This window comes from Ekhidna sp., assembly GCF_965212185.1.
In the GTDB taxonomy this organism is placed as follows: domain Bacteria; phylum Bacteroidota; class Bacteroidia; order Cytophagales; family Cyclobacteriaceae; genus Ekhidna.
The window spans coordinates 3560534-3577234 of record NZ_OZ243102.1 but is presented as its reverse complement, the minus strand read 5'-3'; the positions used below and the strand labels follow the sequence as shown (position 1 = coordinate 3577234).

The window sequence follows — 16701 nt, the reverse complement described above, 5'->3', positions numbered from 1 at the left end:
AGCAATATTGCTGCTGAGAGATACTACTCATGCTGGCATAATCGATTTGGCAGCAGACACAAAAAAAAGATACAATTTTGCCAATTTGAAAGGTTTTTTACTAAAGGGAATAAAAAAGGATGAACTATGGATTATACAGAAAATTACATTTCTCACATAAACAATGGTCTAAAACAATCAATCTGTAAAAGCAAAGGAGTGGAGGAAAACTTGAATACCTTTTTAAATTCAATGGTCTCTTTAACAGAATTATGCCAGAACTCCAATGGCAGGATATTTTTTGTTGGAAATGGTGCAAGTGCTGCTTTTTGTAATCATATGGCTTTAGACTGGTCTAAAAATGGAGGTATTAACTCGGTTTCTTTAAGTGACAGTGCTTTTCTGACAGCTCTAGCGAATGATTATTCTTATGAGTCGGCCTTTAGTGAATTTCTTAAAATAAACGATTGTAATGAGAAGGATTTGGTAGTTACAGTTAGTAGTAGTGGAAATAGTTCTAATATCGTGAGCGTATTAAATTTCTGTAAGGAAAATAATATACCAAGCATCGGATTTTCTGGGTTAAAACCTGAAAATATATCAACTCAATTAGCAAAATATTCACTTTATGTTCCAGTAAAGACCTACGGAATGGCTGAATGCATCCATCAAGTATTTTTACATATGTGGCTGGATAAATTCATGGAAATATATGAATGGGACCGGGATGAAGTCCAAAACATGAACATAAAGGATTTTAAGCTTTGAGTATGATTAAAATTGGAATAGCTGGATTTGGTAAGATTGGAAGGCTAAGAGCTAGAGAAATTGAGAAAAATGAGCATGCTACCCTTGTCGCCATTTATGATTTGAACAGACCAGATGATACACCACATGGAGTTAAGTTTTGTGATTCATTCTCCTGCCTTTTAAAAGAAGACATTGATGCAGTATTTATATGTACTTTCAATAATGTTCTGGCAGAATACGCAATAGCTTCTATAGAAGCAGGGAAACATGTATTTAGTGAAAAGCCTCCGGCAAGGAACTCTATTGAACTTAAAGAAGTGATCGAAAAGGAAAAGGAATCAGGTCATATCTTAAAGTACGGCTTTAATCATCGCTATCATTATTCGGTTATGGAAGCAAAGAAAATAGTGGAAAGTGGAGAGATGGGCAAGTTATTATGGATGCGTGGTGTATATGGAAAAGCAGGGAGCATTGATTATGATAAAAACTGGAGAAATTATAAGCAATACTCAGGGGGTGGTATTTTAATTGATCAGGGGATTCACATGCTGGATTTGATGAGATATTTTTCTAATCAGAACTTCAGCAAGATCAACAGTTTCGTTACCACATCTTTTTGGAATATTGAAGCAGAAGATAATGCCTTTGCCATCATGCAATCAGACGAAAAAGTTACTGCTATGATCCATTCAAGTGCAACACAATGGCGGCATAAGTTTTTGCTAGAAATGTGTTTTGAAGAGGGGTATGTAAACCTAGATGGAATGCTTTCAACAACGCACAGCTACGCACCTGAAAAGTTAATCGTGGCTAGGAGGGAATTTGAAGACATTACCTTCGCCATGGGAAAACCGAAGGAGTCAGTTACTTGGTTTGAGAATGATGATTCTTGGAGGTTGGAAGTGGAGGAATTTATTAACGCAATTAACGGAACCGGAAAAATAGTTAACGGAACCAGTAATGATGCATTGGAAACGCTACAGTTAGTTGAGAAGATATACGAAAACTCAGGGTTTTAGTGATGATTAAATCTGATATTATAGTTGGAGTAACCACAGTGGCATTTTCCAAAAATCAGGATCTAGTGAATCATATTAATTCTCTGGGATTTAAAAAAGTAAAGACGAATATAGCTGGAAAAAGGCTTCAGAGATCAGAGTTAATCGAATTTTTATCAGACTGCAATGCAGGAATAGTTGGGCTAGATATCATCGATGAAGATCTACTCATGTCGCTACCGGAGTTAAAAGTAATATCAAAATATGGGGTAGGGCTTGATAATATTGATTTGCGGGCAAGTGAAAGATTGGGTGTGCATATTTTACATACTGAGGGGGTAAACAAACGATCGGTTTCTGAAATGGCTCTTGGGTTTATACTATCCTTATTACGCAATTTATATATTACTTCAAATCAACTAAAAAAGGGAACTTGGAATAAAAGTGGTGGTGTTCAGTTAACTGAGAAAACAGTTGGAATCATTGGACTGGGAAATATTGGAAAAGATCTGGTTCAATTACTAAAACCTTTTAACTGTCAGATTCTCATAAATGATATAATTGATCTTGGAGACTATGCTGAAGAAAATGGCCTAGTGATTGCCTCGAAGCAGCAAATATTCAAACAAGCGGATGCAATCTCAGTCCACACGCCCTTTACTCCTGAAACAGCTAATTTATTTAATAAAAATACCTTTGAGTTGATGAAGCCAGGTGCCATTATTATCAATACAGCTAGGGGGGGGATTGTCAACTTAGACGACCTTAAGGATGCACTAAAAATGGGTCATATTGGAGGAGCTGCTATTGATGTTTATGACACTGAACCACCAACAGATGTTGAATTATTGAACATCCCAAACTTGCTAAATACACCACATATTGGTGGTAATGCCAAAGAAGCCGTTCAGGCAATGGGGCAGGCAGCTATAATTAACCTTACCAATTACCTTAAATAATGGCAATTATTGGCTCCTTGACAAAGGTCAGAAAGAGGTATTTCCATAATAAGCTAGATGTTGTGTTTGACTATTTGAGTGAGGCCTTATCGGAAAATTCCACTATTAGAAAAAGAATCTTCTCGAGACATTTAGGAGCCTTTGAAAAGGTAGCTTTAACAGAGGATATCTTTGCGTTGGAGCAGGTGTTCGAGACCAAAAATAGAGATAATTGCTTTTGGGAGTCACACTTAAAGTATGTTGATTTCCAACTTAATCTGTCTGGAGTAGAGCAGATGGAGTTCTGTGATATTCAAAAAATGTCTATTCTTGAGCAATACGATACACAAAAGGATTTGATTATCTATCGTGATTTAGAATGGTCAAATAAATTTATAATGCAGGCAGGAGATTTGGCTGTTTATTATCCTGAGGACGCCCACATGGGTTTGCCGTGGTATGAGAGGAAGAAATGTAAAGTATATAAAACGGTAGTTAAAGTTCCTCTTAATTTATTAAGATGAAATATAAGGGAGAATTTGAACTGGCGAAAAAAACTGCATATGATGTGGGCAGGTACTTAATGTCGCAAAATGAAAAAGTAATAGATAGTGAGGAGGGAAGAGACATTAAATTGGAGCTGGATCGTAAAGCTGAGAAACTGATCATTAATTCATTAAATAATGATTTTGAATGGGCAATTCTTTCAGAGGAGAGTGGTTTAAGTAGTGAACTAACAAATAATCCCTATTGGGTTGTAGACCCGATAGATGGGTCTTTAAATTATAGTCGTGGCTGCCCAATTGCTTGTGTTTCAATTGCTTTATGGAATGGAAATGAGCCAATATTGGGTGTCGTTTATGATTTTAATCGCGATGAACTTTTTACAGGCCTTGTTGGAGTTGGTGCCTGGATGAATGGTGATCCAATTCAACCCTCAGGTGTTGTAAAAAAAGAAGACGCTATTCTAGCGACTGGATTTCCAACTTATCTTGAAATTAATGATTCTAACTTTGAGGAATTCTTTGAAGAGGTCAAAAAATACAAAAAGATTAGGATGTTTGGCTCAGCTGCTCTCTCTTTGTGTTATGTTGCTAATGGGAGGGTTGATGCGTACAGGGAAAAAGATATAAAACTGTGGGATATTGGAGCTGGAGTCGCAATAAATAAGGCTTTAAATATTAAAGTAAAAATCATATTTACAGTTGATTTCAAAACGCACACATTTGTAGGTATCTGATACTGTGAATGATATGATGGTATATAACAAAAATAACTAGTGATGAATAATACAAAGAATGAGTTGTTTGTTTCTTATGCAAAAACTGTATATGGGCAGGAGGAGATTGATGCAGTTGTAAAATGCCTGAATGAATCTACCCAAATGGGTAATTATAGTCGAAAATTTGAACAAGAGATTGCTAACCTGTTTGACAAGAAACATGCTTTATACGTAAATTCTGGATCTTCTGCTTTATACATTGGTATCGAAGCATTTCAATTTCCTAAAGATAGTGAGGTAATTACTCCTGCATTGACTTTTTCTACTACAGTAGGCTGTTTGGTTAAAAATGATTTGATTCCTGTTTTTGTAGATGTTGATGAATACTCCTATTGTATAGACGTTACCAAGATAGAGGAAATGATAACAGCAAAGACGGTTGCGATTCTTGCGCCAAACCTAATGGGCAATTTATGCAGATGGGATGAAATCAGGAAAATTGCAGATAAACATAATCTCAAAGTCATAGAGGATTCAGCTGATACTTTGGGGGCTAAATTGAATGGAAACTCTTCAGGGTATTATTCAGATATGTCAATCACAAGTTTTTATGGTTCTCATATAATTAATTGCGCAGGGAATGGTGGTGCTTTAGCAATCAATGATGATAAGGTCATGCAGCAGGCGAAATTACTCAGATCGTGGGGCAGAAGTTCTTCATTGTTTGATGAGAAAAGTGAAGCCATTGAAAATCGATTCAATGTCGATCTGGATGGTGTGGAATACGACGCTAAGTTCGTTTTTGAGAGAGTAGGCTATAACTTGGAAGGCAATGAACTCGGAGCAGCTTTTGGATTAAAACAACTTGAAAAACTAGCTAATAATATTCAGATTCGGCAAGCTAATTTAGCGAGACAGATTTCTTTTTTCGAAAAACACGATAAATACTTCATTAATCCTAAGGAAACTCAAGGAGCTGATACAGCTTGGCTTGCCTTTCCTATTTTGATCAAAAAAGATGCACCATTTGCAAGAAGAGATTTTCAAATCTTTCTTGAAAAGCGAAACATCCAAACCCGGGTTGTGTTTACAGGAAATATTAATCGACAGCCAGGATTTAAGGCTATCAAAAAGCGAGTAACGGAAGAAGGCTATCCAAATGCAGATAGAATCATGAAATATGGTGTCCTGCTACCATTACATCATGGAATGACAGATGAAATGTTTGAGAAACTACATGAAAACATTGAGTTATTTCTTGAAAAATACGGCTAAGAGGGCATTTAGCTACATGGTAAAAAGATTCAAATGAAAGCAGTAATATTAGCAGGTGGGTTCGGCACAAGACTGAGTGAAGCCACCCACGTGATTCCTAAGCCTATGGTGGAAATCGGAGGTAAACCAATTTTATGGCACATCATGAAAATTTATTCTATTCATGGTATTAATGAATTTGTTGTCTGTCTTGGATACAAAGGCTATATCATTAAAGAATGGTTTGCTAATTATTTTTTGCATACAAGTGATGTAACGTTCGATTTGGCTAAAAACGAAATGCATGTGCATAACAATCAAGCCGAAGATTGGAAAGTTACTCTAGTAGAAACCGGACTAAATACTATGACCGGAGGCCGCATAAAAAAAATTCAAAAATATATCGGAGATGAACGATTTTGCCTTACTTACGGTGATGGAGTGGGTGATGTCAATATTTCAGAAAGTATTGAGCGACATGAAAAATCAGGAGCTAAAATAACCGTTACAGCTTATAAGCCACAAGGTAAATTCGGGTCCCTGGAAATAGGTGAGAATAACATGGTAGAGTCTTTTACAGAAAAGCCTGCGGGTGATGGAGTTTGGATCAATGCAGGTTTCTTTGTCTGTGAGCCAGAAGTTTTTGACTACATTAAGGGTGACGATAATGACGTGATATTTGAGAGGGCTCCTTTAGAAGGCTTAGCAAAGGATGGCAAAATGAACTCTTATCAACATCGAGGTTTCTGGAAGCCTATGGATATTTTAAAGGATAATAAAGATTTAAATGCCATGTGGGATAGTGGCAAGGCTCCGTGGAAGATTTGGTAGATACTCTTTAAAATAGATATGCTCAAGGATTATTATAAGGGTAAAAAAGTACTTGTAACAGGACATACCGGTTTTAAGGGTTCCTGGTTATGCATTTGGCTACTAGAAATGGGTGCAGAGATCGTTGGTTACGCGCTGGATCCTTTAACAAAGCATGACAATTTTTTAATGTCGGGTTTGAATAAAAGGCTGACTGATATTCGTGGTGATATCCGGGATACGGAGTGCTTGAATAGTGTTTTTGATGAACATTCTCCAGAAATTGTCTTTCACTTAGCTGCACAACCACTCGTAAGAGCCTCATACGATATACCAAAGGAAACGTATGAAGTGAATGTCATGGGGACTATCAATGTTCTTGAGGCCATTAGAAAAACAAAGTCAGTGAAGACAGGAATAATGATTACCACTGACAAATGCTACGAGAACAAAGAGCAAATTTGGGGATATAGGGAATCCGATCCAATGGGCGGTCATGATCCATATTCCTCTTCAAAGGGTGCATGTGAAATTGCCATTTCATCATGGAGAAGGTCATTTTTCAACCCCGAAGATTATAAAAAACATGGAAAAGCTATTGCATCGGTTAGGGCAGGGAATGTAATCGGAGGGGGGGATTGGTCCGTTGATCGTTTAATTCCTGACTGCATTAAATCTATCCAGGCTTCGAGAGTGATAGAAATTCGCAATCCAATGGCGACTAGACCCTGGGAACATGTTCTTGATCCATTGAGTGGTTACCTGCTGCTTGGACAAAAAATGGCTGAGGACCCCATTCATTTTTCCGAAGGATGGAACTTTGGACCTGATAGCAATAGTATTGTCACAGTAAAAGAAATAGCAGAAAAGCTAGTAGCTTTTCATGGATCAGGTAAGTTATCCATCAACACCAAATTAGCTGATTTGCATGAAGCTAACTTACTCTCGTTAGATGTAACGAAAGCCAGGGTAAAGTTGGGTTGGAAACCCAAATTAAGCATCGATGATGCTATTAGATTTACAGCGGACTGGTATAAAAATGCAAATGCAGAAACTGCATATAGCATTTGCAGCAGACAAATTGAAGAGTTCCTAAAGATCGGAGAATGAAATTCATTAAATCTAGGATTACAGGAGTATTTATTATTGAAAATTCTATTCATTCTGATTCTCGAGGTGAATTTGTAAAAGTGTTTCACCAAAGCACCTTTAACAACCACTATCCGAGTTTATCATTTACTGAAAGTTACTATTCAATATCTAATGAGGGAGTCATAAGAGGTATGCATCTCCAACTACCTCCAAAGGATCATCATAAGCTAGTATACGTTCCTAAAGGAAAAGTTCTTGATGTTGTATTGGATTTGAGGGCAGACAGCAGAACATATGGAGAATGTGAAAGCTTTGTTCTTTCGGCTGAAAATGCAAAATCCATTTTCATTCCAAAAGGCTGTGCTCATGGTTTCAAAAGCTTGGAGGATAATAGTATAACTGTATACTCAGTGACCAGTGAGTACGATGCTGGATCTGATACAGGAGTGAGATGGGATACTTTTGGATTTGATTGGGGGGTAAAGAGTCCCAATATGTCTAAAAGAGATCATGAATTCATGAGTTTAAAAGAATTTCAAGAAACCAATCCATTTTAGTAATGTCAAATCTGGTTATTACTGGAGGTACGGGTTTTGTTGGATCCAACCTCGCTAGAAGATTGATTGTTGATCATAATGTGACGCTGATAGTTCGCCTTGACTCCTATCTTGATAACTTATCCGACATATCTAATGAGCTGAATGTGTTTTATTACAATGGACAAATTGATTCATTAATTGAATTTTTTAAAAAATCTAATACAGATTGTGTATTCCATTTGGCTTCATTATTCATTGCTGAACACACTTCGGATCAGATCGAAAATCTTATTAAATCCAATATTTTATTTGGAACTCAGCTTTTAGAAGCGATGAAAGAAGGTGGCGTAAAAAGAATAATAAACACGGGCACCTCTTGGCAGCATTATAATAATGAGGATTACAATCCTGTATGCTTGTATGCTGCTACTAAACAAGCTTTTGAAACACTTATAGATTATTATCATCACGGGGAAGAGTTTTCCGTAATTACTCTTAAACTGTTTGATACCTATGGTGAAACGGATAAAAGACCGAAGCTTATTAATTTGCTCAAAAAGTTTGCAAATGAAGGTACTGAATTATCCATGTCAATGGGGCTGCAAAAGCTAGATTTGGTTCATATAGATGACGTAGTTGAAGCATATTTAATATCTTTTCAAAAGATATTAAAGAACTCTAAGCCTTTCAATCTCAATTACGGAGTATCTTCCGGTAAACATATTTCAATAAGAGAACTTGTTTCATTATTTGAAAGTATTTATGGGAATAAATTAAAAATCAATTGGGGTGATAGACAATACAGAAAACGTGAGGTGATGATTCCTAGTATAAATCACATACCACTACCCGAATGGCAACCTAAAATCAATCTTCAGAATGGGTTGAAAAGAATAATAAATAAAAATGACTAAGGCTATTAGTATAGTTATCCCTACAGTTAATTTTTCTCACTATCTAGATTATGCAATTCAATCCGCTATAGAATGTGGTATTCAAGATAGTGAAATCGTGGTTCATATAAATAATACTAGTGAGTCTGATTTTGAAAATAGTAAATTTTGGAAATCAGAGGAAGTTAAATGGTGTGGGGGTTGCTATTATAATATAATGCCAATGGACGAGTCAATTACCACGGCTTTGGATCATGCTTCTGGACCATGGCTCTTTCTTCTATCCGATGATGATATGATTTGTGATAATTTTTTAGAAGGTATTGATTTAAAATACCTATCATCTAACTCATTGTATATGACACATGTAAGCATTATCGATGAGTACAATAAAATTACAAGAACGTCAAAATCACTATTTAGTGACGTAAAAGTGATTAGTCGAGATCAAGGAATGGATTGGTTCTTTAATAGACTTCTACATAATCATCTTAGTTTGTTCGTATTCTCAAGAACCCTTTATGATAAAGTTGGTCCATATAGAATTGTTGGATACCCGAATGGATACTATATGGACACGGTAATGCACGGAAAATTTATTGCAAACTGTGATGAAATTTATGGCAGTAAAATGCAAGTAGTTCTACGAAGGGAGTCTTCTTTTCAAGGAAGTTCGAAGTTTTACTTCAAAGGAGTAAATAGCTATTTTGAAGCGATAGTAGATAATTTATTTAGTGATGAAGAGTTCAAAAATAATGTAATTCTGAGATATAGAAATCGAAAAAGATTTAAAAAAAAGATGATTCAGGATCGGTTTAAGACGGAATGGAGTAAACTAAACAAATCGATTTACAATAATAATATAAGTAGAAAAATAGCCTTTTTGTGGTATTACACTATGTCATGGAATACTGGAATTATATATAAAATTTCATCCTTGATGTATATAGTTTTTTATCGCTTTAAAAATCTGGTTCCGAGTAGCGTTAAGAAGAAAGCTGAAATTAGTTAATTAATTCACATGAATTTCCGAAAACTAGTAAAATCAGCAACTTTTAACACATGGTTTAGTAATGGGGTTACCCTGTTAAATGGATTAATAGCAATACCAATTGTTGTTACCAAATTAACTGTAGAGGAAATAAATGTTTGGTTTCTATTTTCTGCAGTGGTGACTATATCACAAGGTGTTTTGTTTGGGTTTAGTGGAACCTTTACAAGATTCATATCATACTCATTTGGAGGAGTAAAGATTAATGAATTTCTTACATTGAAAGATAAGCTTTCCCTTGGTTTTTCTTCTACCTATGATAAAGGGGAGTTAAGTAGGATTTTGTCATTATTGATTAGGCTCTACACAATTTTATCGCTAGTTCAATTAATTCTATTAGCCATTGGTGGGTACTTTGCATTAATGGATCCGATCAGTAAAATGGATTCTCCACACCTTGGTTGGATTTCATGGACCATCGTTATCTTATCTAGTTCATTTAATCTTTATCTTGGAAGCTATAAGGTATTTTTAGAGGGTATAAACCGAGTAGATCTAACTCAGAGAATTATTGGTATTACTAATTTGATTGGGTTAGTACTTATCATAGTTGTCTTATTTAGTTACCCTTCCCTATTGTCGATAGTGTTAGTATATCAATTTATTTTAATTGCAGCTTCACTCATCACTGCTATTTATTATAAACGAACATTCAATCAATTAGGAATCAAAGCTTTAGAAAGTAGATTCGACAAGAGCCTTTTTATTGTTGTTTGGGACAGCGCATGGAAAAGTGGCATCACTGTTGTCATTTCAGCGGTAGTGAAAAATATTTCAAGTATTTTAGTTGCCCAGCTTTTTAGTCCGCAAGCTGCTAGTCCATTTTTACTTACGAAGAGGGTCTTCGATATTTTGGAAAGATTCACATCTGCCACTTTTCAATCTAAAATTCCCGTTATTTCAAGATTAAGAGGTAGAGGGGATTTCGAAAGACTGATTCCAACAATATTGAGAGTTCAATATTTAAGTTTTGGAGTCTTCATACTTGGGTATATCAGTTTGTTATTTTTCGGCGATAAAATATTAGCCTTAATAGATAGTAATGTTGGATTGGGTTCTATAGAGTTAATAATGCTATTTTCCATTTCTGCATTTTTAAATAGGTGGTCTGGATTTGGGTTAGCCATTTCCAATCAAGCAAATCAGGTTATCGAACACATTAATGCTACTCTGGTTTTAATAGTATTTTTTTCAGTGTTCTTTATTGGCTATGAATCATGGGGTGTGCTCATATTTCCAGTAGCACAAACTATCGCTATACTTTTCACAGTACCACTATTAATTAAAAGAGTCTATAAGACTATGGGGACAACTTTTCTTAGGTTTGAAAAGAATCTACTTTTGCCTTTGTTAAGTGTTGTGGTTCTTATTAATATTATTTATTACATACTTTTTACATGAAAATAATTGCAATGATCCCTGCAAGGCTAGGGAGTCAAAGACTGAAGAAAAAAAACCTAAAGTTGTTGAAAGGAGAACCATTGATTTCTCATGCAATTAATAAGACCATTAAGTCTGAAGTATTTGATGAGGTCTGGGTGAATAGCGAGTCTGAAGAGATCGGAGAAGTTGCCAGGTCTTTAGGAGTGAATTTTCATAAGCGACCAGAAAATCTGGCAAATAATCAAGCCACAAGCGAAGATTTTGTCTACGAATTTTTTACTTATCATGAATGTGATTATTTGGTGCAGATTCATAGTATCGCCCCCTTACTTAAGAAGACTGATATTGTTTCTTTCGTTAAAGAACTAAGTAGCGAGAAATACGATGTTCTCTTAAGTGCACAGAATATACAGATTGAATGTGCCTACAAAGAAACGCCAGTTAACTTTACTATGTCCAGAAAGGATAACTCACAGGATTTGTCTCCGATTCAGAGGATTACCTGGAGTATTACTGGATGGAAGAGGTCTACATACATGGATGCTTACGAAACAGGAAACTGCTCGACATATGCAGGTAATGTGGGATATTTTGAAGTCAATAGTTTGGCTGCTCATGTGATTAAAACTCAAGAAGATCTCGATATTGCTGAAGCACTTTATCATAAAATAGATGAGTGATATCATTAATCATATGAAAGATCAAGATTCTTTCGTTTCTTCAATATGCAAAAGAGTCTCTGATTTGGCAATTAATGCTGTGAGTGAAAAAGGTCATTTCAGTTTAGTGCTTTCAGGAGGAAGAACACCTAAGTTAATTTTTGAAATGCTTAGGGCAAATTACTTCAGTATCATTCCTTGGTCTAATGTGGTTTTTTTCTGGGTCGATGAAAGATGTGTTGGTCCTGATCATGAAAGTAGTAATTTTGCCCTCGCAAATAAGTATTTAATCTCACCATTGAAAGAAGTTGGAGGTGTCTATAGAATGAAAGGGGAGATGGAACCTATTGAAGCAGCTTTCGATTATGAAGACACTTTGGATCATTTTTTTGACTTTAAATATCCTGTCTTCGATTTAATGCTTTTAGGAGCGGGCGAAGATGGTCATGTAGCTTCACTTTTTCCTAATAGTGAAGAATTAAAAACAGGCAGAAAGGTTGTTTCAACAGAAAACCGTTATCATGGTCTTTTTAGACTATCAATGTCATTAGATGTGATTAATGCTGCTAAGCATAAGCTTGTTATGGTAAACAATGTAAAAAAAATGAATTCGATTTTATCAAAAGACAAGAAATATCCTATTAATTTAATTTTTAATAAAGAGGTTTTTTATTGTTCATAATTCGGCGGAGATAAGAGATAAGAAAGATGTTATTTAATTCAATCGAATTTGCAATATTCCTTCCGGTTATTTTTATAATTTATTGGTTTTTTGCCAATAAGAATCTAAGAATCCAAAATACGTTACTACTCATCTCAAGCTATGTATTCTATGGCTGGTGGGACTGGAGATTTTTAGGTCTAATTATATTTAGTTCTTTTGTTGATTTTTTTGTGGGATTGCGAATAGAGTCAACAACAAGGGCATTTGATAAGAAGAAATGGCTTCTGCTCAGTCTCTTGGTGAATCTGGGATTCTTAGGATTTTTTAAATATTATAATTTTTTTACTCAAAGTTTTGTAGACGCTTTTACCCTACTTGGACATTCTTTTGAACCGTCAAGGTTAAATGTTATTCTACCTGTTGGAATAAGTTTTTATACCTTTCAGACTCTTAGCTATTCAATTGATGTCTATAGGGGTAAAATGAAACCAACAAAAGATATTATTTCATTTTTTTCTTTTGTGAGTTTTTTTCCGCAACTAGTTGCAGGCCCAATTGAAAGAGCTTCTAATTTATTACCTCAATTTTTCAAGAAAAGAACATTTGAACATGGCAAAGCTGTAAATGGAATAAAGCAAATTGCTTGGGGTCTTTTCAAGAAAATGGTAATAGGAGATTATTGTGCTTTATTAGCAGATGAAGTTTTTAATAATTCTGATTACTACTCGGGGAGCACTCTGGTATTAGGAGCTATATGTTTTACTTTTCAGATTTACTGTGATTTCTCTGGATATTCTGATATTGCAATCGGAACTTCAAGGCTATTTGGATTTGATTTAATGACAAACTTTAGATATCCTTATTTTTCGCGTGATATTGCAGAATTTTGGAGGCGTTGGCACATCTCATTGAGTACATGGTTTAGGGATTATTTATATATACCACTGGGAGGAAGCAAGGGAAGCTTTGTTCAAAAAATTAGAAATGTCTTTATCATATTTGTTGTGAGTGGCTTTTGGCATGGAGCGAATTGGACCTTTATCGTGTGGGGATTTCTTAATGCAATGTATTTTATTCCATTAATGATGGCGAAAAGGAACCGAAAGTATTTGGATGATATCTCTCAAGGCCGGAACTTCCCATCAATAAGAGAGGGGCTATCAATTTTATCCACCTTCTCTCTGACTGTTTTTGCGTGGATATTTTTTAGAGCAGAGAGCCTAACTCATGCAACGGAATATATAATTGGTATTTTTAGTCATGATTTGTTCTTAATGCCCCAGCTTGATGAGTATTCTTACAAAAAGCTACCTGTTTTCTTAATTATTTTGATTGTAATTGAATGGGTAGGAAGACATCAATCTTTTGCCATAGAGAAAATAGCAGTGAATTGGCCTAAACCAATTAGATGGGGGTTTTATGTCGGCTTAACTGTATTCATTCTTGCTTTTCACTCAGCAGGTCAGAAATTTATATACTTCCAATTTTAAGTACATGAAATTATTCCTGAGAAAGATTATTATGCTTTCTTCCATATTAATGGTTTGTGTTCTGGTTCTATTTTTTCTTAATAGGCTAGTATTTGAATCAATATGTCTCCCTAAGAAGTCATATAATACACTAATTGTTGGCGATTCTCGCGCTGAACAAGGAATAAATCCTGGAATTTTAAGGAGTAGTATAAATGTTTCGATGGGTGGAGATGCCTATTATTATACATTTAAAAAATTGAAAATGTACCATAATTGGAATGGTGAGTTGGATACAGTTGTGGTCAGTTTTGCAGGACACAACATACGTCAAGGCGTAATAGACCATTGGTTGCTAGACGAAGAACATCTTTTAAGATTGAAATATTACATGCCATTCATTACCAGGTATGATGTCATGTTTTGGTTACAAAATAAGCCGAAGGCATTAGTAAAACAGTTTTACGCCCAACTGGGTAACATACCTTACTACTTAGCAAAACAAGATCGTTCTTTAGGAGGATTTATCCCGAACAGGAAAGACTATTTGAAAAGAACTATTGAGCAATATGAATATCCGGATAATGATAATGTTTCTAGCCTTCATCTTGAGATTTTAAAAGAAATAGTTGATTACTGTCATAGTAATGAAATAGTAATTATATTCCTTAATACACCAGTACACCCAATACTTCAGCGTGAGCAAATCATTACGCTAAGTGTTCATAAAGAGTATTTTCAAGAAGTTCCGTATATAAATCTTAGTAGTTTTGCAATGGATGAAAAATACTTTGCAGACACGGGGCATTTAAATGCGGAAGGCGCCACTTTGTTAAGTCATTATATTAATGAAAGAGGTTGGCTAAACTTGGCTACCAACCATGGTTTGTAACAAATTAAATTTATTAAATGAAATTAAAGTACGGGAGTATAAAATTTTCGCCATTTCAATTTCCGATGTGGTTATTTCGGTCTTTGATTACAAAGTACATGTTTTTTGATTATCCTGGGATTTCATTTCAAAAAGATGGACGAAAATCATTTAGACATTTAGATGGATACCAAACTAAATTAGAAAAATATTATAATAAACATAAAGGACAAAGATGTTTTTTGCTCGGGAATGGCCCTAGTCTCCGTCAAATGGATTTATCTAATTTGAAAAATGAAATTATCATTGGCGCTAATGGTATTTACAAAGAGTTTGACAATCTAGGTTTTAAAACTAATTACCTTTTTTTTGAAGATACAGAGCAAACTTTTTTAAGAAGAAAGGATATTAATAGTTTGACTGAAATAACCAAATTAGTAGGGTTAAATAATGCTTACTACATTAAAAGGTCAACAGATACAGTTTTTTTTAATCCTAGACATGGATTCGATCTCGAAGGTAGTCCAAAATTTTCAAGAGAATTTGCATCTGGAGTGTTTTTAGGCGCTACAATTTCATATATAATGTTGCAGTGGGCCTACTTCTTAGGTTTCTCTGAAGTATATGTCTTAGGAATCGATCATAATTATGGTGAATTGCCTAAACTATTCCCACCTGGTAAAATAGAAATCACTGAGCAAAACATCCACAAAGTAAGAGGCCTACATTTTAGTGATCATTACTATAAAATAGGTGATGTGATCGGTGTTCCTCATGTTGATATTCAGAACAAGGCGTATGAAAAAGCAAATGAAGTTTTTCAATCCACAGGTCGAAAGGTTTATAATGCTGGTGTAAATTCTAAGCTTGAAGCATTCGAAAAAATAGAGTTCAATTCATTATTCACAAATAAAACTTGAGAACTGTTGAAAATCTTAATTGCGACATCAAAATATCATCCATATTATTTGGGTGGTGGAGAATATTCTGTAAAAAGATTGGCAGAGGGATTAAAGAATATAGAAGATCTTGAAGTTGAAGTATTAACATTTGCCGATAAACCCATTATAGATTATGAAAATGGCATAAAAGTTCATCGAATTAAGCCAATAAACATCTACTGGTCATATTACTCCAAACATAAAAAATTCCTATCTAAAACAATCTGGCATATTCTAGAAGTATTTAATCCAAATGCAAAAAGCATCGTTGAGTATATCAAAACCAATATAAAGCCTGATTTGGTGCATTTTAGAAATATTGAGGATTTTTCTTCTTCAATATTTATGTATTTATCACGGGAAAAAATCCCAACCATTCAAACGCTAAACACTTATTCAATGATTGAACCATCTGGCACTCTATTCCGGCAAGGTAGGTTAAGTTCTCTTGCAATGCTTCTAATGATTCAATTATTCAAAGGAAAAAAATATTTCAGTCATTACTGCAGTGCTGTGGTCGGGGTATCTCTTCATACGCTTAATGAGCATTTAGAAAGAGGCTATTATAAAAGCAGTATCAAAAAAGTGATAAAAACTAGTCCTGAAGCAGTCAATTATTTCGAGCCTGAAAAATCAAAAAATGGAGTTGTGTTTGGCTATATAGGTAACATATTAAAAACAAAAGGTTTATTAGAGTTAATAAGAGCATTTAAGAAGACGAAATCAAATAATTCACAGCTAATCATTGCTGGTGCTGGTGATAAAAGATATTACAAACACTGTGTTGAAGAGGCGCTTGAAGACGAGAGGATCGTATTTGTTGGCAGACTTAAACAAAGTGATTTTTATCCAAGAGTAGATGTAGTTATTGTTTCCTCAATATGGAATGATCCATATCCTAGAGTTGTAGCAGAGTCACTAGGCTACAGTAAACCGATAATATCATCAAATTTCGGTGGAGCTAAGGAAGGAATCATGCATAACAAAACAGGGTATATTTATTTTGATCAATCAGAGCTAATTAATTACATCGATAACTTAACTGACAATGAAAATAAAATAGATGAATTTAAGCAAAATATAAAAAATGAGTTGAAAGACTTAATCAGTATTGATCTTGATGAGTATTATAAGCTTTACAATCGAGTAATAATTTCTAAAGACAGTTAATGTCATCTACTTTAACGA

The 16701-nt window shown here is 34.8% G+C and carries 18 protein-coding genes; all 18 read left to right on the top strand.

Translation table 11 applies throughout. The annotated features are described in order from the left end of the window. Positions 1-126 precede the first annotated feature (126 nt). From ACOMC3_RS15630 to ACOMC3_RS15545, 18 genes are read left to right on the top strand one after another with little or no spacing between them, the layout of a single operon-like run. Positions 127-747: an SIS domain-containing protein gene (locus ACOMC3_RS15630; protein ID WP_420316820.1), complete on the top strand. Its 621-nt coding sequence runs from the start codon at positions 127-129 to the stop codon at positions 745-747. Positions 748-749: 2 nt separating this feature from the next. Further along, entirely contained in the window at positions 750-1748 is a 999-nt protein-coding gene (locus tag ACOMC3_RS15625; protein ID WP_420316819.1) for a Gfo/Idh/MocA family protein, read from the top strand. 2 nt (positions 1749-1750) lie between these two features. Further along, positions 1751-2686: a phosphoglycerate dehydrogenase gene (locus ACOMC3_RS15620; protein ID WP_420319322.1), complete on the top strand. Its 936-nt coding sequence runs from the start codon at positions 1751-1753 to the stop codon at positions 2684-2686. Beyond that, positions 2686-3189, top strand: coding sequence for a YhcH/YjgK/YiaL family protein (locus tag ACOMC3_RS15615; RefSeq protein WP_420316818.1), 504 nt, complete (start codon positions 2686-2688; stop codon positions 3187-3189). The genes ACOMC3_RS15620 and ACOMC3_RS15615 overlap by 1 nt, the downstream gene beginning before the upstream one ends. Continuing rightward, positions 3186-3905, top strand: coding sequence for an inositol monophosphatase family protein (locus ACOMC3_RS15610; RefSeq protein WP_420316817.1), 720 nt, complete (start codon positions 3186-3188; stop codon positions 3903-3905). Before ACOMC3_RS15615 ends, ACOMC3_RS15610 begins: the two co-directional genes overlap by 4 nt. Positions 3906-3947: 42 nt before the next feature. Beyond that, entirely contained in the window at positions 3948-5162 is a 1215-nt protein-coding gene (locus tag ACOMC3_RS15605) for a DegT/DnrJ/EryC1/StrS family aminotransferase (RefSeq protein WP_420316816.1), read from the top strand. A 33-nt stretch (positions 5163-5195) separates the two neighbouring features. Then, a complete protein-coding gene (gene rfbF, locus ACOMC3_RS15600) occupies positions 5196-5972 on the top strand; it encodes a glucose-1-phosphate cytidylyltransferase (RefSeq protein WP_420316815.1) in 777 nt (258 codons plus the stop codon). 18 nt (positions 5973-5990) lie between these two features. Further along, positions 5991-7061 (top strand): CDP-glucose 4,6-dehydratase, encoded by a 1071-nt coding sequence (gene rfbG, locus ACOMC3_RS15595; protein WP_420316814.1) that lies wholly within the window; start codon positions 5991-5993, stop codon positions 7059-7061. Further along, positions 7058-7600, top strand: a complete 543-nt coding sequence (locus ACOMC3_RS15590) for a dTDP-4-dehydrorhamnose 3,5-epimerase family protein (protein WP_420316813.1) — start codon at positions 7058-7060, stop codon at positions 7598-7600. The genes rfbG and ACOMC3_RS15590 overlap by 4 nt, the downstream gene beginning before the upstream one ends. Positions 7601-7602: 2 nt before the next feature. Further along, positions 7603-8496 (top strand): NAD-dependent epimerase/dehydratase family protein, encoded by an 894-nt coding sequence (locus tag ACOMC3_RS15585; protein WP_420316812.1) that lies wholly within the window; start codon positions 7603-7605, stop codon positions 8494-8496. Beyond that, positions 8489-9487, top strand: a complete 999-nt coding sequence (locus tag ACOMC3_RS15580) for a hypothetical protein (protein WP_420316811.1) — start codon at positions 8489-8491, stop codon at positions 9485-9487. The genes ACOMC3_RS15585 and ACOMC3_RS15580 overlap by 8 nt, the downstream gene beginning before the upstream one ends. 9 nt (positions 9488-9496) lie before the next feature. Beyond that, positions 9497-10927 carry a hypothetical protein gene (locus ACOMC3_RS15575; protein WP_420316810.1) on the top strand — a complete coding sequence of 477 codons (1431 nt, stop codon included), beginning with the start codon at positions 9497-9499 and terminating at the stop codon, positions 10925-10927. Then, entirely contained in the window at positions 10924-11589 is a 666-nt protein-coding gene (locus ACOMC3_RS15570; protein WP_420316809.1) for a cytidylyltransferase domain-containing protein, read from the top strand. The genes ACOMC3_RS15575 and ACOMC3_RS15570 overlap by 4 nt, the downstream gene beginning before the upstream one ends. Continuing rightward, positions 11582-12250, top strand: a complete 669-nt coding sequence (pgl, locus tag ACOMC3_RS15565; RefSeq protein WP_420316808.1) for a 6-phosphogluconolactonase — start codon at positions 11582-11584, stop codon at positions 12248-12250. The genes ACOMC3_RS15570 and pgl overlap by 8 nt, the downstream gene beginning before the upstream one ends. 26 nt (positions 12251-12276) lie before the next feature. Then, positions 12277-13722: an MBOAT family O-acyltransferase gene (locus tag ACOMC3_RS15560; RefSeq protein WP_420316807.1), complete on the top strand. Its 1446-nt coding sequence runs from the start codon at positions 12277-12279 to the stop codon at positions 13720-13722. A gap of 4 nt (positions 13723-13726) precedes the next feature. Next, positions 13727-14593, top strand: coding sequence for a hypothetical protein (locus ACOMC3_RS15555; RefSeq protein WP_420316806.1), 867 nt, complete (start codon positions 13727-13729; stop codon positions 14591-14593). 17 nt (positions 14594-14610) lie between these two features. Next, the gene (locus ACOMC3_RS15550; RefSeq protein ID WP_420316805.1) at positions 14611-15492 is read left to right on the top strand and encodes a 6-hydroxymethylpterin diphosphokinase MptE-like protein; all 882 of its coding nucleotides are present in this window, start codon (positions 14611-14613) and stop codon (positions 15490-15492) included. A 6-nt stretch (positions 15493-15498) separates the two neighbouring features. Further along, positions 15499-16683, top strand: a complete 1185-nt coding sequence (locus ACOMC3_RS15545; protein WP_420316804.1) for a glycosyltransferase — start codon at positions 15499-15501, stop codon at positions 16681-16683. Positions 16684-16701 lie beyond the last annotated feature (18 nt).

Excerpts from the sequence above, each read along its gene's own strand:
- ACOMC3_RS15570 (WP_420316809.1), top strand. The coding sequence starts at position 10,924 with ATGAAAATAATTGCAATGATCCCTGCAAGGCTAGGGAGTCAAAGACTG.
- ACOMC3_RS15630 (WP_420316820.1), top strand. The coding sequence starts at position 127 with ATGGATTATACAGAAAATTACATTTCTCACATAAACAATGGTCTAAAA.
- ACOMC3_RS15625 (WP_420316819.1), top strand. The coding sequence starts at position 750 with ATGATTAAAATTGGAATAGCTGGATTTGGTAAGATTGGAAGGCTAAGA.
- ACOMC3_RS15580 (WP_420316811.1), top strand. The coding sequence starts at position 8,489 with ATGACTAAGGCTATTAGTATAGTTATCCCTACAGTTAATTTTTCTCAC.
- ACOMC3_RS15575 (WP_420316810.1), top strand. The coding sequence starts at position 9,497 with ATGAATTTCCGAAAACTAGTAAAATCAGCAACTTTTAACACATGGTTT.
- ACOMC3_RS15550 (WP_420316805.1), top strand. The coding sequence starts at position 14,611 with ATGAAATTAAAGTACGGGAGTATAAAATTTTCGCCATTTCAATTTCCG.
- ACOMC3_RS15555 (WP_420316806.1), top strand. The coding sequence starts at position 13,727 with ATGAAATTATTCCTGAGAAAGATTATTATGCTTTCTTCCATATTAATG.
- rfbF (WP_420316815.1), top strand. The coding sequence starts at position 5,196 with ATGAAAGCAGTAATATTAGCAGGTGGGTTCGGCACAAGACTGAGTGAA.
- rfbG (WP_420316814.1), top strand. The coding sequence starts at position 5,991 with ATGCTCAAGGATTATTATAAGGGTAAAAAAGTACTTGTAACAGGACAT.
- ACOMC3_RS15560 (WP_420316807.1), top strand. The coding sequence starts at position 12,277 with ATGTTATTTAATTCAATCGAATTTGCAATATTCCTTCCGGTTATTTTT.
- ACOMC3_RS15620 (WP_420319322.1), top strand. The coding sequence starts at position 1,751 with ATGATTAAATCTGATATTATAGTTGGAGTAACCACAGTGGCATTTTCC.
- ACOMC3_RS15615 (WP_420316818.1), top strand. The coding sequence starts at position 2,686 with ATGGCAATTATTGGCTCCTTGACAAAGGTCAGAAAGAGGTATTTCCAT.
- ACOMC3_RS15610 (WP_420316817.1), top strand. The coding sequence starts at position 3,186 with ATGAAATATAAGGGAGAATTTGAACTGGCGAAAAAAACTGCATATGAT.
- ACOMC3_RS15585 (WP_420316812.1), top strand. The coding sequence starts at position 7,603 with ATGTCAAATCTGGTTATTACTGGAGGTACGGGTTTTGTTGGATCCAAC.
- ACOMC3_RS15590 (WP_420316813.1), top strand. The coding sequence starts at position 7,058 with ATGAAATTCATTAAATCTAGGATTACAGGAGTATTTATTATTGAAAAT.
- pgl (WP_420316808.1), top strand. The coding sequence starts at position 11,582 with ATGAGTGATATCATTAATCATATGAAAGATCAAGATTCTTTCGTTTCT.
- ACOMC3_RS15605 (WP_420316816.1), top strand. The coding sequence starts at position 3,948 with ATGAATAATACAAAGAATGAGTTGTTTGTTTCTTATGCAAAAACTGTA.